This window comes from Neosynechococcus sphagnicola sy1 (assembly GCF_000775285.1).
Lineage (GTDB): Bacteria > Cyanobacteriota > Cyanobacteriia > Neosynechococcales > Neosynechococcaceae > Neosynechococcus > Neosynechococcus sphagnicola.
This window is the reverse complement of sequence record NZ_JJML01000026.1, coordinates 24,958-44,392: the sequence shown is the minus strand read 5'-3', so window position 1 is coordinate 44,392 and position 19,435 is coordinate 24,958. Positions and strand designations below refer to the sequence as shown.

General features: G+C 52.4%; 18 protein-coding genes and 5 pseudogenes. 14 read left to right on the top strand and 9 right to left on the bottom strand.

Annotated features, from left to right (window positions below):
* Window positions 1-224: 224 nt before the first annotated feature.
* Together DO97_RS12115 and DO97_RS12110 are read left to right on the top strand one after the other, a co-directional pair.
* Window positions 225-647: a cyclic nucleotide-binding domain-containing protein gene (locus DO97_RS12115; protein WP_052128680.1), complete on the top strand. Its 423-nt coding sequence runs from the start codon at window positions 225-227 to the stop codon at window positions 645-647.
* A gap of 85 nt (window positions 648-732) precedes the next feature.
* Entirely contained in the window at window positions 733-1,617 is an 885-nt protein-coding gene (locus tag DO97_RS12110) for an SDR family oxidoreductase (RefSeq protein WP_036533694.1), read from the top strand.
* Here DO97_RS12110 and DO97_RS12105 read toward each other — a convergent pair.
* Complete coding sequence (locus DO97_RS12105; RefSeq protein WP_072016437.1) at window positions 1,614-2,213, bottom strand: MiaE family protein; 600 nt, start codon at window positions 2,211-2,213, stop codon at window positions 1,614-1,616. The genes DO97_RS12110 and DO97_RS12105 overlap by 4 nt on opposite strands.
* Window positions 2,214-2,462: 249 nt before the next feature.
* Here DO97_RS12105 and DO97_RS27685 point away from each other — a divergent pair, with 249 nt between their 5' ends.
* The 4 genes from DO97_RS27685 to DO97_RS12095 are packed head-to-tail and all read left to right on the top strand — an operon-like array spanning window position 2,463 to window position 4,437.
* Entirely contained in the window at window positions 2,463-2,627 is a 165-nt protein-coding gene (locus DO97_RS27685) for a ferritin-like domain-containing protein (RefSeq protein ID WP_275575012.1), read from the top strand.
* Between the two features lie 10 nt (window positions 2,628-2,637).
* Entirely contained in the window at window positions 2,638-2,943 is a 306-nt protein-coding gene (locus DO97_RS27680) for a ferritin-like domain-containing protein (RefSeq protein ID WP_275575011.1), read from the top strand.
* 19 nt (window positions 2,944-2,962) lie between these two features.
* Window positions 2,963-3,085: a hypothetical protein gene (locus tag DO97_RS27675; RefSeq protein ID WP_275575010.1), complete on the top strand. Its 123-nt coding sequence runs from the start codon at window positions 2,963-2,965 to the stop codon at window positions 3,083-3,085.
* A gap of 23 nt (window positions 3,086-3,108) precedes the next feature.
* Window positions 3,109-4,437 (top strand): homoserine dehydrogenase, encoded by a 1,329-nt coding sequence (locus DO97_RS12095; RefSeq protein ID WP_036533688.1) that lies wholly within the window; start codon window positions 3,109-3,111, stop codon window positions 4,435-4,437.
* Between the two features lie 35 nt (window positions 4,438-4,472).
* Here DO97_RS12095 and gatC read toward each other — a convergent pair whose 3' ends face one another.
* From gatC to DO97_RS12080, 3 genes are all read right to left on the bottom strand, one after another.
* The gene (gatC, locus tag DO97_RS12090) at window positions 4,473-4,754 is read right to left on the bottom strand and encodes an Asp-tRNA(Asn)/Glu-tRNA(Gln) amidotransferase subunit GatC (protein WP_036533685.1); all 282 of its coding nucleotides are present in this window, start codon (window positions 4,752-4,754) and stop codon (window positions 4,473-4,475) included.
* A gap of 63 nt (window positions 4,755-4,817) precedes the next feature.
* Window positions 4,818-5,339 carry a photosystem I assembly protein Ycf3 gene (locus DO97_RS12085; protein WP_036533684.1) on the bottom strand — a complete coding sequence of 174 codons (522 nt, stop codon included), beginning with the start codon at window positions 5,337-5,339 and terminating at the stop codon, window positions 4,818-4,820.
* Window positions 5,340-5,427: 88 nt separating this feature from the next.
* Window positions 5,428-5,700, bottom strand: a complete 273-nt coding sequence (locus DO97_RS12080) for a hypothetical protein (protein WP_036533682.1) — start codon at window positions 5,698-5,700, stop codon at window positions 5,428-5,430.
* A 98-nt stretch (window positions 5,701-5,798) separates the two neighbouring features.
* Between DO97_RS12080 and DO97_RS27670 the strand changes: the two genes are divergently transcribed.
* Together DO97_RS27670 and DO97_RS12070 are read left to right on the top strand one after the other, a co-directional pair.
* A complete protein-coding gene (locus DO97_RS27670; protein WP_275575009.1) occupies window positions 5,799-5,930 on the top strand; it encodes a hypothetical protein in 132 nt (43 codons plus the stop codon).
* A gap of 459 nt (window positions 5,931-6,389) precedes the next feature.
* Complete coding sequence (locus tag DO97_RS12070; RefSeq protein WP_239651695.1) at window positions 6,390-9,161, top strand: DUF3536 domain-containing protein; 2,772 nt, start codon at window positions 6,390-6,392, stop codon at window positions 9,159-9,161.
* A 310-nt stretch (window positions 9,162-9,471) separates the two neighbouring features.
* On the opposite strand, the gene DO97_RS12065 is transcribed toward DO97_RS12070, so the two are convergent.
* The gene (locus DO97_RS12065) at window positions 9,472-9,696 is read right to left on the bottom strand and encodes a cyclic di-GMP-binding domain-containing protein, MshE-related (RefSeq protein ID WP_204368607.1); all 225 of its coding nucleotides are present in this window, start codon (window positions 9,694-9,696) and stop codon (window positions 9,472-9,474) included.
* Window positions 9,697-9,940: 244 nt separating this feature from the next.
* Here DO97_RS12065 and DO97_RS31190 point away from each other — a divergent pair.
* Window positions 9,941-10,048: pseudogene (locus DO97_RS31190) on the top strand (IS1/IS1595 family N-terminal zinc-binding domain-containing protein); the annotation flags it as partial.
* 423 nt (window positions 10,049-10,471) lie between these two features.
* Here the strand turns inward: DO97_RS31190 and tkt are convergent.
* From tkt to DO97_RS12045, 4 genes and pseudogenes are all read right to left on the bottom strand, one after another.
* Window positions 10,472-12,479 (bottom strand): annotated as a pseudogene (gene tkt, locus DO97_RS12060) (transketolase).
* Between the two features lie 50 nt (window positions 12,480-12,529).
* Window positions 12,530-13,811 (bottom strand): annotated as a pseudogene (fabF, locus tag DO97_RS12055) (beta-ketoacyl-ACP synthase II).
* Between the two features lie 84 nt (window positions 13,812-13,895).
* Entirely contained in the window at window positions 13,896-14,141 is a 246-nt protein-coding gene (gene acpP, locus DO97_RS12050; RefSeq protein WP_036533677.1) for an acyl carrier protein, read from the bottom strand.
* 406 nt (window positions 14,142-14,547) lie between these two features.
* A complete protein-coding gene (locus DO97_RS12045) occupies window positions 14,548-15,411 on the bottom strand; it encodes a hypothetical protein (protein ID WP_036533674.1) in 864 nt (287 codons plus the stop codon).
* 370 nt (window positions 15,412-15,781) lie between these two features.
* Between DO97_RS12045 and DO97_RS26610 the strand changes: the two are divergent.
* The 5 genes and pseudogenes from DO97_RS26610 to DO97_RS12025 form a co-directional block, all read left to right on the top strand.
* A pseudogene (locus DO97_RS26610) lies at window positions 15,782-16,447 on the top strand (protein kinase domain-containing protein); the annotation flags it as partial.
* A 241-nt stretch (window positions 16,448-16,688) separates the two neighbouring features.
* Window positions 16,689-17,528: a WD40 repeat domain-containing protein gene (locus tag DO97_RS12035; protein WP_072016436.1), complete on the top strand. Its 840-nt coding sequence runs from the start codon at window positions 16,689-16,691 to the stop codon at window positions 17,526-17,528.
* Complete coding sequence (locus DO97_RS24415) at window positions 17,497-17,601, top strand: WD40 repeat domain-containing protein (RefSeq protein WP_072016435.1); 105 nt, start codon at window positions 17,497-17,499, stop codon at window positions 17,599-17,601. The genes DO97_RS12035 and DO97_RS24415 overlap by 32 nt, the downstream gene beginning before the upstream one ends.
* Before the next feature lie 150 nt (window positions 17,602-17,751).
* Window positions 17,752-18,535 (top strand): annotated as a pseudogene (gene xth / locus DO97_RS12030) (exodeoxyribonuclease III).
* 12 nt (window positions 18,536-18,547) lie between these two features.
* A complete protein-coding gene (locus DO97_RS12025) occupies window positions 18,548-19,435 on the top strand; it encodes an SDR family oxidoreductase (protein WP_036533672.1) in 888 nt (295 codons plus the stop codon).

Sequence of the window (19,435 nt, the reverse complement as noted above, 5' to 3'; positions counted from 1 at the left end):
CGCCGTCGTCGGTTGAGGAACTGGATCTACTTCCATGGCAGTTGGAAGGGATGGTGCTGTTTGAGTACCCAGAAATCGAGCACCCTTGCTGACTCTGGAGAGACAGGAACGGTGTTGCACCCGTTAAAAACTGCTCAGGATGATCACCGGGACAAACTGGGCATACTCAGCATAATATCGAACTGACCCATTCGGCATCCTCCGCATCAGGGGATAAAGTGGTGATGGAGAAAGGTCAATTTATTCTGAGTGTTTTGAGCGAAGCCGATATTGGCTGGATGCGGCGGGTGGGTAAGGTGGAAGAAATCCCCGCTGGAACTGTTTTAATTCAGGGGGGGCAACCCCTGGATTGGTTTTACATCATCCTCTCGGGTCACCTGACAGTCTTTATCACGGCTCCAGAGAAGAAGGAAATTGCCACAATTGGGGTGGGTGAAATTCTCGGGGAAATGTCCTTTGTCGATGCCAGTCTGCCCTCAGCCACGGTGGCGGCTCTGGAAGATTCCTTAGTACTCGCCATTTCCCAGCAGCAGCTGGCTGCTCAATTCGAGCTTGATCATAGTTTTGCCCATCGCTTTTATCGAGCGATCGCCCTGTTTCTCTCCAGTCGTTTGCGGCGCGTGATTGGCCAACTGGGGTATGACTAATCCATCGAAGAGTCATTTAGGATTTGTCTATGGAGTCAGGGAATAGCAGGCTTAAACGTGGAGTACCACTCAACCCTAAAAAAAACTGCTGATCACGGGAGCCAGTGGCTTCTTAGGCTGGCATCTCTGCCGATTAGCCCAGGCTCAGTGGCAAGTTTACGGCACCTACCATACCCATCCGATGCAGAGGCCCAGGATGACCCTGCTGTCCTTAGACCTGCGAGATTATGCAGCGATGCGGGAACTGTTTCATCGCCTGCGACCCGATGCCGTGATTCATACAGCGGCGCAATCGCATCCCAACTGGTGTCAACGCCATCCGAAAGCCGCCGCTGCCATCAATGTCATCGCGGCCTGGAACCTGGCGGGTTTGTGTGCAGATCTGGCAATTCCCTGTGTCTTTACCTCCACCGATCTAGTGTTTGATGGCTTGCATCCTCCCTACGCAGAAACAGATGCCGTTTGCCCCATTAGTTTCTATGGGGAACAAAAAGTGGCGGCTGAATTGGGGATGCGATCGCGCCATCCCGGCGTTGCCATTGGTCGCATGCCGATAATGTACGGGGTTGCTCCATCGGCTCCCAGCTTTCTGCAACCATTGTTGGCAAACCTGGAAGCAGGTCACCCCATCTCCTTATTTACAGATGAGTTTCGGACGCCCGTCAGTGGGCTGACTGCTGCCCACGGTCTCTTGATTGCCCTCAATCAATTACAAGGAGTCATTCATCTCGGCGGTCGAGAGCGGCTCTCGCGCTATGAATTTGGCTGTCTACTCCTTGAGGTGTTGCAACGACCCCTGACCCAACTTCAAGCCTGTCGCCAGCAAGATATCCCCATGCCCGCCCCCCGCCCCCCCGATGTGTCCTTGAACAGTCAGCGAGCCTTTGACCTGGGGTATCACCCGCTCTCGGTACGGGAGGAATTACTGCAATTGGGTTTAAATGCGACTTCTGGGACAGATCTTCCCTAACTGTGGATCCTCGGTTCTGGATGCAGGGTGGAAAGAATCTGGCTTTCGACCACGGCTAGGGCTTCTAGCCGTTGACTCACAGAGTCTCGATCAAAGTAGGTCGTTGCCAATAGCCAGTAAACCCCATAGTGGCGAGCTTCCGAAGCCATCAGCTCCTGGTAAAAGGCCGCCAGGTCGGGTTCTGGACAATGACGAGCGAGTAAGCCCAAGCGCTCATGGCTCCGAGCCTCAATCAGACCACAGACCAGGAGCGTATCCAGCAACCGCTGAGGTTCTTGCTTCCGGATCTGGGCATTTAACAGAGTGCCGTAGGGAGGGGCTGGTAGCAGTCCGAGGGCAATCCCCCGCCGTTCCAGCCATTGGTTCACCTGCTCAAAATGTTGCAGTTCTTCCTGGGCGATCGCCGTCAGCATCCGCACTAACTTTGTATGGGCAGGATAGCGAAACATCAGGTTTACTGCCACCCCTGCGGCTTTGCGTTCACAATGGGAGTGATCGAGCAACAGGGTATCTAAATGGGCGATCGCCTGCTCCACCCAGCCTGAGGTCGTTGGTTGCTGGAGAAACTTGATCGAGGGGAGATCTGCCAACATCATCGGTTTGCTTGAATCGCTTCAGCTTTACTATCGCAAAAATGATGGAACCCGATCCCCGTGGGGCGGAGGGGCAGAGCCAATTCCCACAGACTCGTCCTCTGGCGGCAGAGATGATCCGATGCAAGTCGCAAATCATACTCATAACGAGTATGATTTATTTAGATAGCAAGAGCACCTCATCTAATTGTCGCAGTTTTTGATTGTGGGACAATTTAAAAATCCACTTGCAACACTTACAGGGATAAAGCCATGACCGCCACACTCCAAACCAAAGCCACTGCTCTGATCACCGCCCTCAACCGCCAACAGGCAAATGCATTGGTGGCATTTCTCAATTACAAAAAATATCATTGGCTCACCTTTGGCCCTTTGTTCCGGGATCTGCATCTCCTGTTTGAGGATCAAGGGGGGTGAGATTTTTGCCATGCTTGATGAACTGGCAGAACGCAGCTTAATGATTGATGGCACCCCCGTTGCCGATCCCGCCCAGTACTTGCCCACAGCAACGGTTCAACCCTCCATCGGTCAGCTTTCCGTCCGCGACATGATTGCAGAGGCCATCGCCACCCACGAGTTAATCATTGGGGAAATGCATGAGGACGCAGAACTGGCAACCAATGCCGGAGATATTGGTACCGCAGATCTCTACACCCGACTGGTGCAGGTGCATCAGAAACACCGCTGGTTCTTAAAAGAAATTATCAAAAAAGGCGACAACCTCGTTGTCTAGCTAGCCTGGGGGTGAACGGATGCGTCGGCCTGGGTTCCAGCGTCACCTTTACTGGGGCGATCCCCTCCGGGTTCTATTGGGAATCACCCCCATCGATCCCCGTTGTCGACAGGCTGGCTTGGCCTCCTACAATGTTGGGTGATACTCTCGCTGGATCAATCACTCGTGGCGTTCAAAATTGGTTTACTGGGGTTAGGTACCGTCGGTACGGGTACGGTACAAATTTTGGCAGATCCCGCCCAGCGTCATCCGCTGGTACAGGAATTAGAACTTTATCGCGTGGGGGTACGAACCCTTGATAAGCCTCGTAGTGTGGAGCTTCCAGCTACGTGTCTGACGACAGATCTAGCCTCGATTGTCACAGATCCCAGTGTCGATATTGTCGTCGAAGTTCTAGGTGGCCTTGAGCCTGCCCGTACCCTGATCCTGCAAGCGATCGCCCACGGCAAGCATGTGGTCACCGCCAACAAGGCCGTGATTGCCCGCTACGGTGAAGAGATTTTTACCGCTGCCGCCCAATCGGGGGTCTATGTGTTGCTGGAAGCAGCGGTGGGTGGCGGCATCCCGGTGATTGAGCCCCTGAAACAATCTCTCTGTGGCAACCGGATTCAAGCCATTATCGGCATTGTCAATGGCACCACCAACTACATCCTGACGCGGATGCAGCGAGAGGGAGGAGATTTTAGCGAGATTCTCGCCGATGCCCAGCAGTTGGGCTATGCAGAAGCAGATCCCTCCGCCGATGTTGATGGCTTGGATGCCGCCGATAAGATTGCCATTCTCGCCTCCTTAGGGTTCGGGGGTCGAATCAAACTGTCAGATGTTTACTGCGAAGGGATTCGTCAGGTCAGTGCCGCCGATATTACCTATGCTGAGAAATTTGGCTTTGTGATTAAGCTGTTGGCGATCGCCCGCCGGGAGCCGCTGCCGCTGGGGATCGATCTGGAGCAGCTTCAGATCCGGGTACACCCCACCCTGATCCCTCACCCCCACCCCCTCGCCAATGTCAATGATGTCTATAACGCCATCTTGATTGAAGGGGATCCCGTCGGCCAGGTGATGTTCTATGGACGGGGAGCCGGAGCTGGTCCCACCGCCAGTGCGGTGGTGGCGGATGTGCTGAATATTGCTGCCCTGTTGCAAGTCGGGCGCAGTGGGCTCACCCACACCGATGGCACCCCCCTCCTAGACCCCTTACTGGCTTGTTCCCACCAGCACTACTGTGCCATTGCCCCCATGGCCGAATTGGTGACCCGCTTTTATGCTCGGTTCCTCACCCAAGACTACCCTGGTGTGATTGGCAAACTGGGAACCTGCTTCGGTAACCATGATGTCAGCTTAGAGTCAGTGGTGCAGACAGGCTTACAGGGAAATCTCGCTGAAATTGTAGTCGTGACCCACGACGTCCGCGAAGGTAACTTCCAGCAAGCCCTGGCAGAAATTCGCAACTTCGACTCCATCCATACCATTCCCAGCGTCCTGCGGGTGCTTTAAGCATCGCACCTACTCCGCAGCAACTTAATGCTAAATCACATAATCTTAGGCACCCGGAAGAAGTCGCCTTCGGCATCAGGGGCACTGGCTAAAATCCCTTCCCGGTTTTCGTAGAGACGATGGCGATCGGGACGGGTAACATTACTGAGGTCAATCACTCGTGCCGTTGGCTGAACATCGCTGGTATCGAGTTCACTCAACTGCTGAAAGTACTCAAGAATGCTACTTAATTGGGTTGTAAATTGTGTTTCTTCGGCAGGGGTTAAGGTTAAACGAGCCAGGTGAGCAACCTTACGAACTTGGTCAAGATCAAGCATGGAAAAATTTAGTTAATGAAGAATGCAGGATAGGGGCACGAACACACTAGCGTGCTGAAGCAGCTAAAAATACAAATCGACTTGAGAACGACCGGAGGTCTTCAGCCAGTTCTGGGCTTCGATGTAGTTGTTGGGGGCAATGCGAATTGCGCGCTTCCAGAATTCTGCGGCCTGATCAAATAACACCTCCGCTGCATCACGATCCCCAGCCTCTTTCAGCTTCTCGCCCTGATAGTGGTAGACGACCGCAATGTTATTCAGGGCTTGGGGGAGACGGGGGTTGAGTTCAATGGCCTGATGGTAATGCTCTAGAGCATTTTCGTGATCTCCATTGCTGGTGTGGATCAGACCAATGTTATAGAGAATATAGCTGCGATCGTAGGGATCTTCCTCTAGTTTCAGCGCTTCCTCATAGTTCTCTAGGGCTTCGGCATATTCCCCATCCGACTGCGCTGACATGCCATCCCGGTAGTAGGCAAACGCTTCTTTTTCTTTTTGGCTAGCCGGCAGGAACTTGAGAATCAAGTCTGCCATGACCGTAAAGGACTTGTCAATAAAATTATCGTTTCTCTGCGTTCTTGGCATGGTCGTCCCTAGGATTTAGCTAAATCGGACGGAAACCCTAACCCACGTCCCATCCTTACTAGTTAATTTAGCGCTAATTGACCCAGCTCTAGCGATCCGGATGCGCTTCGGGCAACGTAGCCGACGACCAAAGGCAGACCCAGAGGCGGTAATGTTCTTCTGAAGCCGTCACAACCACGGAAGTTTCCCCCTGGCGCTCTAGCCGACAAGCGAGTTGGTAGGCATAAAATCGTTGACTTGTCGAAAAGGTGTGGGTAAGCCGATATAACTGATAATGATGGCGCATTCCCAGCTGTACCGTATCTCTGAAATAGAATTTGAAGGGATGAATAGCGTCTTCGGGAACCAAGACAGGCAACATAGCTTTCCTTGGGTATTTAAGGTCGGTCTTTTTCAGCTTGAAGAGTGCTGCTCGCCTGCATCGTAGAGATACTGCCTAAAGCCTTAATTGAACCAGCGATGGGCTTTATCCGCCCACAATTGTCTCAGTGGGTAGGTAGAACCCTAGACGGGGAACCCGCCACCGATCTGGCTGGAGATCCGATGGGGAACTCTATGGTGGATGCAGTCAGTACCCAATGTCACGGCTAAAGTCATAATCTTTTCCAACATTCTCCCAAATGACTGCTCAGGTTCTAGCAATATTTAGAGTGTTTTTGCAACAAAATATTGCTATAAATGTTGCAACTGTAACGTTTTGCACTAAAAGGTGGAGATGCTTTTAAGCAGCTGCAATCTTGTCGTTGAATAGGAGTTGCATCAAAATTCGCATCTCAGAATAATCCTTCGCTAACCCTCACAGATCCAGCATTGAAAGTACTAGTTGTGGGAGTAGCGCGTTAAACAAGAGTCCCAATCTATGGGAGAGAAGCCTGGAATAGGTGGGATGTCACGTTACTTCTAATATTCGCAGAGGCGGGTAGACAGTATCCTTCTTCAGCAAATATAGCCCCATGCATTTTAGATCACCGATACAGATCGGCAACGGTTGCTCAACCTGACCTTCTCAACTACCACCTAGATTAAATTTCTTAAATTTCACCTCAATCTATGACATTAGCCCCTGAGTCGCCCACTTCTGGAACTGTCTCTTCCCTGGGATTTCTACCTGACAGCAGCTCGGCACTCCCAATGGAGGAGGATCGACGCTCCTATTTAACTGCGATCGCTCCTCCGAATAGTGCCCCGGAAGATGCCTCCAACCCGTTGCAGACAGCAAACGGTATCTATGTCACCATTCATGGTCACTTCTATCAACCCCCTCGGGAAAATCCCTATCTAGATGCCATTGAGCGTCAACCTAGCGCCATGCCGTTCCATGACTGGAATGAGCGCATCTATTATGAGTGTTATCGCCCCAATGCCTTTGCCCGGGTTCTTGATGATCAGGGGCAAGTGTTGGGGATTGTGAATAATTTTGAATACCTCAGCTTCAATATTGGGCCGACGTTGATGAGTTGGCTGGAGCGCCATGATCCCCAAACCTATCAGCGCATCCTAGAAGCGGATCATAAGAGTGCAGCTCGGCTCCAAGGGCATGGCAACGCGATCGCTCAAGTCTATAATCACATCATCCTGCCCCTAGCGAATCAGCGGGATAAAACCACCCAAATTCGTTGGGGTCTCGCAGATTTTCGCACCCATTTTGGCCGTGACGCAGAAGGGATGTGGCTCGCAGAAACGGCCGTTGACTACCCTACCTTGGAGGCACTGATTCAGGAGGGGATTCGCTTTACCATCCTGGCTCCTTCCCAGGCACTGCGCTGCCGTCCCCTGCCCACCGCAGAGGATCCCAATCCGCAATGGCACGAGGTCGGCGGGAATCAAATTGATCCCACCCGCCCTTATCGCTGCTTTCTCAGGGGGAAGACCGACGCAGAACCCGGCTCTTATATCGATATTTTCTTTTATGATGGCCCGATCTCTCGAGATATGGGTTTCAACGATGTCTTGAGCCACTCCCAACACTTGGCTGGACGTTTGGGCCAAGCCGTGCGCGGAGATCATCGGCCGACGCAATTGATTGCGGTGGCAACGGACGGCGAAACCTTTGGCCATCACAAGTCTGGGACGGAGAAGACCTTAGCCTACGCCTTTTTGGAAGAGTTTCCCCGCCGTAACTGGACGGTGACCAACTTTGCCCATTACCTCAGCCTCAGCCAACCGACCTGGGAAGTTGAACTCAAGCCAGTAACAGCCTGGAGCTGTGCCCATGGGGTTGATCGCTGGCAAGATAACTGTGGCTGTGGTGGGGAGGGGGGACACTGGCATCAGCAATGGCGGCGACCGTTGCGGGATACCCTAGATTGGCTGCGAGATCAGCTAATTAAGGTTTTTGAGGAGCAGGGCAAGCTCCTCTTCAAAGACCCTTGGGCCGCCCGAGATGCCTATGTTCAAGTCGTGGGCGATCGCAGCCCTGAAAGCGTCGAACAGTTCTTGGCCCAACACCGCAGTCACAAGCTGACACCGTCGGAACAGGTCGATGCCCTGCGCCTCCTTGAGATGCAACGACATGCCTTACTGATGTATACCAGTTGTGGATGGTTCTTTGAGGAACTATCCCGCCCAGAAGGGGTGCAGATTTTGCGCTATGCAGCCCGGGCGCTGGAACTTGCCGGAGATGTCGCAGGGGTGCAACTGGAAAAATCGTTCCTCAAGCGACTCGGCCAAGCACCGTCCAATGTGGACTGTTTTAAGACGGGTGCTGAGGTCTATCGCCAACTGGTGATTCCAGCTCAGATTAGCCTGGAACAGGTAACAGCACACTATGCGATTAGCTCTCTGTTCACGGCCTATCCGGCTGAACATCGGGTGTATTGCTACACCACCCACCAACTGGACTACCAGTTGCAACGACTCGGTGCCCTCACCCTTGCCGTTGGGCAGTTGCAAATTGTATCTGACATCACCCGTGAGACTGCTACTCTGATCTTTGCAGTGCTGCATCTCGGGGGCTGGGACTTTCACTGCTGTGTGCAATCCTTTACGGGTCGCCGGGACTACAATCGCATCAAGGATGTTTTGTTTAACTCCTTGCAACAAGCCAGTGCAGCCTACTCCATTGGCATAATGAATCAAACCTTCGCAGGGAATAGTGATTTCCAATCCCACACCTATAGCCTGCAAAACTTGTTTGGGGAAGAACGGCACCGCATCCGGCAACTCCTGACCCAAGAAACCCTGACCCGTCTGAATCACCTCTATACCCAGGTGTATCGAGATAACTATGGGGTCTTGATGGCCTTCCACCAAGACCAGATGTTGGTACCCCATGAACTCCAGGTTGCTGCTGAAATTGCTTTGGGACAAAGGGTTCTAACAGCACTGAAAGTTCTCGAGCAGGAACTGGGAGATTTAGGATCGGGGATGTCTCTAGGGGGGATGAGCGCTCTCAAGGAACTGGGAGCGATCGCGACGGAGGCCAGCCATCTGCGTTGTCATCTCAATCATCGAGAGGCTCAACAGACCTTAGAGCGTCTAATTGTGCGATCGCTCTATCATTTACTGCACAATCTTGATGCCACCCACGCTAACTTGGAGATGCAGTATTTAGAGCGATTAATTGAAAGTGGCTATAACCTGAATTTACCTCTGTCCCTTGAACGAGCCCAGGAGGTTTACTTTAACTGCTTCCCTGGACAGATTCTGCCACGATTGCTCAATTTCCAGCAACAGACGACTCCGACCCTTGACCTCCCCTCCGTTGCTGCTGATCGTTGCGCTACCTCTCAAAAGCTAGAGGCCAACTTTCTACGGCAGTTATTGCTGCTCGGGCAAAAACTGGGAGTCAACGTCAACTTCTGGCTACAGCAGTTTGCTTAAGAGTTGATTTGGCAACTAGGCAAAGGCAGGGCAGAGCAGCCGTGACAGCATCAACCGTAAATAGCTGAACTGCCCATGGGTAAGGGGATAGAAGGCTTCAACAGCTTGCCTTGGTAAAATGGCTTCCAGGGGTTGTTTGTAGTGCTAGTCATCGTCATCCCTGGGATGCTAGCAAATCATTTGAGGTGGCTGCGAGTGAGAGTAGGCCAGAAACGGGGGCGGTTGGGCAGCATCCTCAACCCAGAAGAAACCGCTTCAGACCTTCTCCCACCGTGGCTCTAAAGCTCTCGTTAAGGATACTTCACTGAAATTAGTCAATAATCCAAAATCCGGACTTGCGGAAGTTCTGTTCTGCTAGAACCCGCTCCAGTTGCTCTGATGACACAAAATTCATTTCCACCAATAACTCGCCCAGCGGCTTCTGACAACTGTGCTGTTGTGCTAGAGCCTGCTCTAGTTGTGTGGTGGAAATGAGTTTACGGTGGATGAGCAGTTCGCCGAGGCGAGATTGATTTAAAACCATTGCGTGTGCCATGTCACATCACGTCTGCAAGTTAAGTGGATCAAAATTAGCCTGCTTAAGCTTAGATTGTGATCCACTTCAACCCAGATTGGTTCCGGAGTCACTGCAAAATTTATGATCTGACATGTGAGCATAATGGTACGCCCAAGTACGCAGATTGTCAGAAGTCAACTACACTGCCAACCCTTAGTTTCAAATTCCGGTAGTGCTCAAGATGTAATGATCGAGAAGTAGAGTTTCACGGTGTTGTGCTCCTATGCCTGTCTGTCCTAGTGGTGCCTCTTCCCACACGGTCAAGAATGGTCACATCCACAATGGGAAACAACGGTTCAAATGCCATGATTGCGGACGACAGTTTATTGAACAACGAAGACCAGCAAGTAGGTCGCCCTACCTGCTGAGTTTAATCACACGACCGTTAAGGCTACCTGTCTATGAATGGCTCAAATCTTGGTGATTTAGAGTCTGCTGCCCAGTGAGATCAAATTAGTGGGGCAAAGTTTAATCATTGCTAGAGCCAAAAAATCCCCTCTTCTTAGCCACCTGGGATTTAGAAAAGGGGAATGGGTGACGAAACATCAAACACGAAGAATGCGGTTATAAATCACCCAGGCGGCTATTCACCCAAATCACCTTCATAAACCATGATTCGGCATTTTGCTCTTACGTCCCTCTCTCGCCGATCACAGTCAGCAAGTGACATCTAGAGATCGTTCAAGATTTTTGTGAGGGGAATTATAAACCCCCTCACAACACCGTTATCCATCCACTAAACGTTGACAGACGACTAAGCAAGGAGTGTTTTAGCTTGAGCAACGACGTTATCGACGGTGTAGCCAAATTTTTCCATGGCCAGACCACCGGGGGCAGAAACCCCGAAGCGCTCGACACTAATCATTGCCCCCTCCGAACCCATGTAACGGCACCAGCCGAAACTAGACGCAGCTTCGACAACCAGGCGCTTCTTGGTTTCCTTGGGCAGCACCGCCTGTTTGTAGTGGATATCTTGCTCCTCAAACAGTTCCCAGCAGGGCATAGAGACGACTCGGACTTTGTGGCCGTCGGTCCGCAGTTTCTCAGCAGCTTGAACACACAGGTGAACTTCGCTGCCCGTGCCAATCAGGATCACATCAGGGATGTCAAGGCTATCGGAGACAATATAGGCACCCCGAGCCACACCTTCAATTGAGGAGCCATCCAACTGGGGCAGAGCCTGACGGGACATCGCCATCAGTGAGGGCTGTTGCCGCCGCTCGATCGCCACCTTGTAAGCCCCCGAGGTTTCATTACCATCGGCAGGGCGGAACACCATGAGGTTCGGAATAGCGCGCAGGGAAGCGATGGTTTCAACAGGCTGGTGGGTGGGGCCATCTTCACCCAGGGCAATGGAGTCATGGGTCATGACGTAAATCAACCCCTGCCTGAGAAAGGGCCGATAACCGAATGGCTGCTCGCATGTAATCGGCAAAGACCAAGAAGGTCGCACAGTAGGGAATCAACCCAGAGTTGTGCAGGGCAATGCCATTACAGATTGCACCCATCCCATGTTCGCGCACCCCAAAACGGAGGTTGCGATTTTGATAGGAGCCTTTCTGAAAATCGCCATAACCCTTGAGTAGGGTTAGATTGGAGTGAGTCAGATCCGCCGAGCCGCCGATCAATTCCGGCAGTACACCGGCGATCGCATTGAGGGTTTTTTCCGAGGTCTGGCGGGTGGCCAAGGCCTTATCTTCCGGCAAGTAGGTCGGCAGAGATTTTTCCCAACCCTCCGGGCGCTTGCCACTAACGTAGCGTTCAAATGCCGCTGCTTCCTCGGGATACTGAGTACGATAGGCCGCCAGGACTTGATTCCAAGCTGCCTCCGTTGCCGCACCTTGGGTGACAGCTTGGCGGAAATGATTCAGCGCCTCCTCTGGGACCACAAAGGGGTCATAGCTCCAGCCGAGGTTTTCACGGGTGAGTTTCACCTCATCCGCCCCCAGGGCAGCTCCGTGTACCCCTGCGGTATTGGCCTTGTTGGGAGAACCATAGCCAATGGTAGTTCTGACCTTGATCAAAGAGGGGCGATCGGTGACGCTCTTGGCGGCTGCAATGGCATCGGCGATCGCAGTTAGGTTGGTGTCTCCATCGGGAACTGCTTGGACGTGCCAACCATAGGCTTCAAACCGTTTGCCCACATCCTCGGTGAAGGAGACGGCGGTATCCCCATCAATGGAGATGTGGTTATCATCATAGAGGGCAATGAGTTTGCCCAGACCCAAATGTCCAGCTAGAGAGCAGGCTTCTCCGGAAATGCCTTCCATATTGCAACCATCTCCCAAGATCACATAGGTGTAGTGATCCACCAGGGAGCAATCTGGCTTGTTGAACTTGGCGGCGAGGTGTGCCTCAGCCATGGCCAATCCTACCCCGTTGCAAATCCCTTGCCCCAGGGGGCCGGTGGTGACTTCCACTCCAGCGGTCATGAAGTTTTCAGGGTGACCGGGGGTGTTGGATTCCCACTGCCGAAATAGTTTGATATCGTCAAGGGTGACACTGTCGTAGCCGCTCAGGTACAACAGGGCATACTGCAACATGGAACCATGACCCGCCGATAGCACGAAGCGATCGCGGTTGAACCAGGCAGGATTTTTAGGATTGAACCGCATAAACTGGGTCCACAGCACATACGCCATTGGTGCTGCACCCATTGGCAGACCAGGGTGACCAGACTTTGCCTTTTCGACGGCATCAATGGCCAGAAAGCGAATCGAGTTGATGCAAAGTTGTTCGAGGGATTGGGTTGCAAGAGCCATAATTTCTACTACTCAATGACGACTTGGGGCTTGATTGGACACAGTCTGGGCTATTTCTGATGGTATTTCCTAAAAGCTAACGTGACGTTATGTCCGCCAAATCCAAAGGAGTTGGATAGGGCTACTTCCACCGACTGAGATCGACTGTGATGCGGCACATAGTCAAGGTCACACTCAGGATCGGGGTTCTCAAGATTGATGGTCGGTGGCACGCGGTCATGGGCGATCGCCATCACCGTCGCCACTGCCTCAATGCCCCCAGACCCCCCGGAGAAGGTGCCCCGTCATGGACTTGGTCGAACTGATGGCCACGCGATAGGCGGCTTCACCCAGGGCTTTCTTCACCGCCGCCGTTTCCGTGGCATCATTGGCGGGGGTACTCGTCCCATGGGCATTGATATAGCTCACCTGATCGGGAGTCAGCCCCCCATCTTTCAGCGCCAGTTCCATAGATTTAGCCGCTCCTGCCCCCCCTGGTACGGGTGAGGTGATGTGGTAAGCATCGCAGGTCAACCCATAGCCCACGATTTCAGCATAGATACGAGCATTTCGAGCCAGGGCATGCTCTAGGGATTCCAGGATCAGAATCCCAGATCCTTCTCCGAGAACAAAGCCGTCGCGATCGCGATCAAAGGGGCGACTTGCATGGGCAGGATCATCATTGCGCGTTGACATTGCCTTCATCGCAGCAAAACCAGCAACTGACAGAGGGGTGACCGCTGCCTCCGTGCCACCGCAGATCATGGCTTGGGCATATCCCCGCTGAATAAAGCGAAACGCGTCGCCAATGGCATTGGAACCAGCCGCACAGGCCGTGACCGAACAAGAATTTGGCCCCTTTGCCCCCGTGTGGATAGCGGTCAAGCCTGCTGCCATGTTGGCAATCATCATCGGAATCATGAAGGGACTACAGCGGTCTGGCCCTCGAGTCAGGTAGATTTCTTGCTGATCTTCCAGAACCTTCAGTCCGCCAATCCCAGTGCCAATCATCACCCCGACCTGATCGGCATTCAGGTCATCGATATTGAGTTGGGCATCGGCGATCGCCTGCTTGCTGGCCACGACCGCAAACTGAGCAAAGCGATCCATACGCTTGGCCTCTTTACGCTCCAGATAGTCAAGGGGATCAAATCCCTTCACTTCTCCAGCAATCCGGCAATCATGGCGGCAGGGATCAAACAGGGTAATCGCATTGATGCCATTACGTCCACTGAGCAGCCCCTCCCAATACTCTGCCAGAGTATTGCCAATGGGGGTCAGGGCACCCAAGCCCGTAACGACAACGCGCTGATGTTGCTCACCCGGAACCGTTTTTGGAACAGAATTGGTCATGACTTCAGTGCAAACATTTAAGACCTAATAGCCTGGGGATTGCCGCTGTTGAACCATGGAGCACCCCCCAGACCTATCCCTGGATCAAACAGCAACTTTCTTGCAGATGAAATCCACAGCCGACTGCACCGTCGCAATCCCTTCGGCTGCTTCATCGGGGATTTCAATATCAAACTCTTCTTCCAGAGCCATCACCAGTTCCACGGTATCCAGAGAATCAGCCCCGAGATCGTTGGCAAAGCTAGCCTCGGGCTTGACTTCACCCACATCCACACCAAGTTGCTCAGATACGATTTTCTGGACTTTCTCAAAAACTTCTTTCTCGCTCATACACTGTCCTTTGTCTGGTAGGGCGGCTACCAAAATTCACGCGGTTTTGGCATTGCTTCACTTTACTACGTTAATTGTCACTTAAAAAAAGCGGTAGGCTGATTTTGGCCTCCTGCTGGGGCTTGCAAGTGTTTGGACTTCTGATACTCGCTCAGGAGTTCGTAGAAAAGTCACTCATTCGTAGAACAGTCACTCATAGGTTGTCGCTGCAACTCTTGACCTAGCTAGAGCCGCTGGAGTCCCACGATCCTTCATCGGTTCAGCGTTGACCTTACCCTGACAAAGTGGTCCTTCTCGAAGCGTGGATCATCCAGGAGCGTCTTTCTCCCTCTACCTCTGCTGATTTTGCCTCAAGCCTGCAAGTTTTTGGAATTTCCGAGGGCGTTTTTTCTGGAATCATGTCATTTCAAAGTGCCATCCGAACTTGATTGCCAATTAAACTGAGGAACTGTCGTCCCGCATGTTGAATTTCCAGGAAACTGGCACAGTCAGCAGTTGGCTTGTAGATCCGGAACGCCCGCATGATTCCCAGGGTAGCCGCACTCTCTAGGGGGCCAACAAAACGAGTCTCCCGATCCAAAAAATAAGGTTGCTGCACCCAGGATTCCATTTGCTCCGCATTGAGGAAAAAACAACCCGAATGGGGATTTAAAGCTCTGCGAAAGGTAACGGGTGTCCCTAAAACCATGCCGCTGATTTCGGACTGTTGTTGGATGTCTTGATAGGGTTCGGTGACCCAAGGATTCAAATCTCCATCCACATAAGCTTTGCTAACCAGATCTCGCTCAGCGACTTCATAGCGATTGGGCTGCAGTAGGCTCATTGCACCAACCTGGCTCGTAAACCAACTCAATTTACTAAAAAACCAGGGGTCATGGAGAATCAGGTCATCCTCTAGAAAACAGTAATAATCGTACCTCCCCAGACCTGCTTTCAAGACGGTATGGGCTTCAAAACCCAACAACATTGGTTCTGCCTGGGTCGGGTGGTGTTCATACAGGTGGGATAAAACCGGTAGCTGCTCCAGCAGGTGGTGGTTCTGAGTGGTGCAAATCACAACCTTGATGTCGTGACCTTGGGGACGATTGGCTGCTACCGCCAGCCGCTGCCCCACCTGAATCAGGCATTGGGACTTACTAAACAGCTGGTGTAGGGCATGAATGCAGGCGGCGATCGCCTGGAGACGTTGCTGGGGAACAGCTCGTTGGGAACTATGACTCCCCCCGAGACTGGGATTAAAGAAGTGAGGAATGGTAAACAGGATACGCATCGGCACAGAGTCAGCGTGGCGCCAGTAGGAAGGATCGGTCTACGTGGTATTGTCAACCCTGGCCAGACTTTTGTTCAAGACGTTGAATTGACACCTACTCTCCATTCAAAAACCAAAGGGTAAGGGCAGAATTAAATTAATGCCTGCTGTGACTGGGGATAGCCCCTGACATTCCCCGCCGCCTATGAACTACTGCCTCCAACCCAACTGCCAAAAAACCACAGAATCTTGGACGGAAAAAACTTCTGCCAAAATTGTGGGGCCAAGCTGCTGTTGCAAGATCGCTATCGGGCTACAAGCTTGATAGCGCGAGGGGGCTTTGGCAGAACTTTTCTCGCAGTAGAAGAGCAGGAGTTTGGTTCCCAGCCCTGTGTGGTCAAGCAAGTTTTTCTTACCCAATGAAGACAACCCTGAGAGTGCCAAGAAAGCCGCAGAACTCTTTCAACAAGAAGCTCGCCGCCTCGACGAACTGGGTCACCACCCCCAAATTCCCCGGTTGTTGGCTTATTTTGAGCAAGATCAGTACCAATATTTAGTCCAGGAGTTTATTGACGGCCAAAACCTAGAAGATGAACTGTGGGAGCGGGGGGTGTTCAGCGAAGCCCAGATCTGGCAGTTGCTCACCGACCTGCTACCAGTGCTGGCTTTTATCCATCGGCACCAAGTGATCCATCGAGATATCAAGCCTGACAACATTATCCGCCGCCGCTCCGATGGACAAATGGTGCTGGTTGATTTTGGAGCTGCCAAGGTAATCACCACATCCTCACCGTTTCACACGGGCACCCAAATCGGTACGCCAGAATATACAGCTCCTGAGCAAGCGATGGGCAAGGCTCTCTTTGCCAGCGACCTGTACAGTCTGGGGGCGACCTGTATTCATTTGCTCACCCAGATGTCGCCCCAAAACCTGTTTGACGACTTAACTGAAACCTGGATCTGGCAGCGGTATACCCCAACTCCCGTGAGTGGCGAGCTAGCTCAGATTCTGAATCAAATGCTGGCGAAGGTGCCTGTCTATCGCTATAGTTCGGTCGCAGAGGTGCTGGAGGAGGTGACAGCACAGACAACGGTGACCCAGATAAGGAGAACAACCTCCCCCTCGGCAAGCGCCCTGATCTCGAACCCTGATCTGGTTCAGATCCAACCGCTGGATGCCCTGAATCCAATCGCTACCCCCCTTGGAGAACGGTCTGGTGATCCAGGAGGGGCGATGCCATTGACCCTCGCGCCCTGCTCAACTGATCCCGTACCCCCCCTGGAGATGTATCCTGACCTTGGCGGGGAATCCCGATCTGATGGCCTGGGTGAATACCGTCGCCTTCAGCCCAGGGGGACAGCTCTTAGCTACGGGCAGTGCCGACACGAAGATTCGACTCTGGCATCTCGAGACTCAAAAACTGCTGTATACCCTATCTGGACATACGGGTGCTGTCACCACCCTCAGCATCAGTGCCGACGGTAAGCTATTGGCAAGTGGTAGTGCTGATCAAACGATCAAGCTTTGGCAACTTGCCTCAGGGAACTTGCTCCATACCCTGACCGCCCATACAGGTGCCGTCACCACGGTAGCTCTGAGTCCCCAGGGTCAAACCCTCGTCAGTGGTAGTTATGACCAAACAATTAAAATTTGGAATTTACAAACACGGACGATCATTTACTCCTTCTTGGCACACCAGGGCAGTGTTAACACCGTGGCTTTTAGCCCCTATTGGGAATTTCTTGCCAGTACTGGGGATGATAAAACGATCAAGATCTGGCAACTAGCAACGGGAAAGCTTCTACATACCCTTTCAGGTTCGACCCACGCCGCGCGATCCATTGCTTTTCATCCGCTGGGCTTATCCCATCAGACGGCTCTGTTGGCCAGTGGCAGTGTCGATCAAACCGTGAAACTTTGGTCGATGCCGACACGACCGGGGGCCATTGCCCTACAGCTCCGGCACACCCTTTCGGGTCACACAGGCGAGGTGTGCTCCGTGGCCTTCAGTGCTGATGGGCAACTCCTGGCCAGCAGTGGAGCCGATAAAACCATTAAACTGTGGTCAGCGCTCACCTACGAATTCTTACAAACTCTGGAGGGACATGAGGGGGGTCATCCGGTTTGCCGCGTTTAGTCCCAATGGACAACTGTTGGCCAGTGGCAGTAAAGATAGTACGGTGAAGGTCTGGCGGCGATCGCCTGGTTGAGTTTCCTAAGTAGACCATCCACTTCATCACAGGGGGCGGTTGCAACGGGGTCAAGAAACCATCTACCCTGTCTAGTAGGCTCTGGCTCCGTTGGAGGCGACAGGCTTCTGAAGGTTGATTTGCAGTTGATTCCCAAGACCCATTGATCCCATGCAGATTGCTACCTGGAATGTTAATTCAATTCGCACCCGACTGGAGCAGGTGGAAGGTTGGCTCCAGGAGAATGCAGTCGATGTGCTATGCCTACAAGAAACCAAGGTGGTGGATGCTGACTTTCCCCAATCGCCCGTTTTTAGACTTGGGTTATCACCTCTATATTTCCGGGCAGAAAAGCTACAACGGTGTCGCGATTCTCAGCCGCACTCCGTTAAAAGATATCAAGACGGGCTTTGCTCCCCTCCTAGGTTCGGAGACGGCGGCCATTTTTGACGAGCAAAAACGGGTGATTGCCGGGGTAGTTGGCAACGTTTGTGTGGTGAACCTATATGTTCCCAACGGCACTGCAGGAGGTGAGAAGTATAATTTTAAGCTCACTTGGTTGCGGGCTTTGCGGGAGTATCTCAAACAGTTGCAACAGCGGTTTACCCATCTCTGGATTTGCGGAGATTTCAACATTGCTCCCGAGGATCGGGATATTCATGACCCCGTTGCCTATCACAATCACATCATGGCAACGGAACCGGAGCGTCAAGCCTTACAAATGATTTTAGAGTTGGGATTTGCAGACCCCTTCCGCAAGTTCACGCCTGAAGCTGGACACTATAGTTGGTGGGATTACCGAGCTGCTGCGTTTCGGCGGAATCTGGGCTGGCGGATTGATCATCACTACCTGACCCCTGCCCTTTACGAGCGCACAAAACAATGCTGGATCGACATCACCCCTCGGAAGCAGCTCCAACCCAGTGATCATGCCCCCGTCATTGTTGAACTTTAGGATGCGATCGCCATGTTTTTGGTAACTGGTGCCACAGGCGGATTAGGCCGTAGAGTGATTCGGCTATTGCGTGAACAATCTCAACCTGTGCGAGCCTTAGTCCGATTAACGGCTAATTATGCCGAATTAGAGCACCGGGGGGCACAGATTTGCATTGGCAGTTTGCTGCGATCGCCGGATCTACAAAGAGCCTGCACGGGCATTCAGTACGTCATCAGTACCCATAGTGCCAGTGAAGCTGCCGAGGGGGACGTGCAAGCGATTGACTATCAAGCCAATATTGACCTCATTGACCAAGCGAAAGCCGAGGGGGTAGAACATTTCGTCTTTGTTTCTGCTCTTGGCGTTGATCAAGGTTATGACGATGCTCCGGTTTTTAAGGCTAAACGAGCCGTTGAAAAATATCTGGTCAGCAGCGGACTGAACTATACGGTTTTGCGTCCTGCGAGCTTTGCCTCCAGTCTGCTCTCTGTGGCCCAACAATTTCGCCAGACCGGGGTCTATCTTTTGATTGGGAATCCCCAGCATCGCACCTCAATTGTTAGCCCCGATGACTTAGCTCAGATCGCGATCGCCGCTCCCACGACCCAGGGTGCCTGCAATCAGATTTTTGCTGTGGGTGGCCCGGAAGTCCTCCATCGCGGCGAAATTCCTAAAATTTTGGGCCGAGTGATGCAGCGAGAGCCAATGGTGATGCAGACTCCTTTACTGGGGTTTGACAGCATCAGAACCGTGATTGGGTTATTTAATCCCAAAACCCATGCTGAACTAGGAACCCTGCGAGTCTTACTTGCCCATGAGTTTTTCTGTACAACGAATGAAATTGAGCAATTGCAGGCGGTTTTTAATCTTCAGTTGGAAACCTTGGAAAGCTTTCTTCATCGATCGTTAAACCCCTAG

What these genes read in the sequence shown, in the direction of transcription:
- DO97_RS12115 (WP_052128680.1), top strand. Translation starts at nt 225, where the DNA reads ATGGAGAAAGGTCAATTTATTCTGAGTGTTTTGAGCGAAGCCGATATT.
- DO97_RS12105 (WP_072016437.1), bottom strand. Translation starts at nt 2,213, where the DNA reads ATGATGTTGGCAGATCTCCCCTCGATCAAGTTTCTCCAGCAACCAACG.
- DO97_RS27685 (WP_275575012.1), top strand. Translation starts at nt 2,463, where the DNA reads ATGACCGCCACACTCCAAACCAAAGCCACTGCTCTGATCACCGCCCTC.
- DO97_RS27680 (WP_275575011.1), top strand. Translation starts at nt 2,638, where the DNA reads ATGCTTGATGAACTGGCAGAACGCAGCTTAATGATTGATGGCACCCCC.
- DO97_RS27675 (WP_275575010.1), top strand. Translation starts at nt 2,963, where the DNA reads ATGCGTCGGCCTGGGTTCCAGCGTCACCTTTACTGGGGCGATCCCCTC.
- gatC (WP_036533685.1), bottom strand. Translation starts at nt 4,754, where the DNA reads ATGCTTGATCTTGACCAAGTTCGTAAGGTTGCTCACCTGGCTCGTTTA.
- DO97_RS12085 (WP_036533684.1), bottom strand. Translation starts at nt 5,339, where the DNA reads ATGCCAAGAACGCAGAGAAACGATAATTTTATTGACAAGTCCTTTACG.
- DO97_RS12080 (WP_036533682.1), bottom strand. Translation starts at nt 5,700, where the DNA reads ATGTTGCCTGTCTTGGTTCCCGAAGACGCTATTCATCCCTTCAAATTC.
- DO97_RS27670 (WP_275575009.1), top strand. Translation starts at nt 5,799, where the DNA reads ATGGGCTTTATCCGCCCACAATTGTCTCAGTGGGTAGGTAGAACCCTA.
- DO97_RS12070 (WP_239651695.1), top strand. Translation starts at nt 6,390, where the DNA reads ATGACATTAGCCCCTGAGTCGCCCACTTCTGGAACTGTCTCTTCCCTG.
- DO97_RS12065 (WP_204368607.1), bottom strand. Translation starts at nt 9,696, where the DNA reads ATGGCACACGCAATGGTTTTAAATCAATCTCGCCTCGGCGAACTGCTC.
- acpP (WP_036533677.1), bottom strand. Translation starts at nt 14,141, where the DNA reads ATGAGCGAGAAAGAAGTTTTTGAGAAAGTCCAGAAAATCGTATCTGAG.
- DO97_RS12045 (WP_036533674.1), bottom strand. Translation starts at nt 15,411, where the DNA reads ATGCGTATCCTGTTTACCATTCCTCACTTCTTTAATCCCAGTCTCGGG.
- DO97_RS24415 (WP_072016435.1), top strand. Translation starts at nt 17,497, where the DNA reads ATGAGGGGGGTCATCCGGTTTGCCGCGTTTAGTCCCAATGGACAACTG.
- DO97_RS12025 (WP_036533672.1), top strand. Translation starts at nt 18,548, where the DNA reads ATGTTTTTGGTAACTGGTGCCACAGGCGGATTAGGCCGTAGAGTGATT.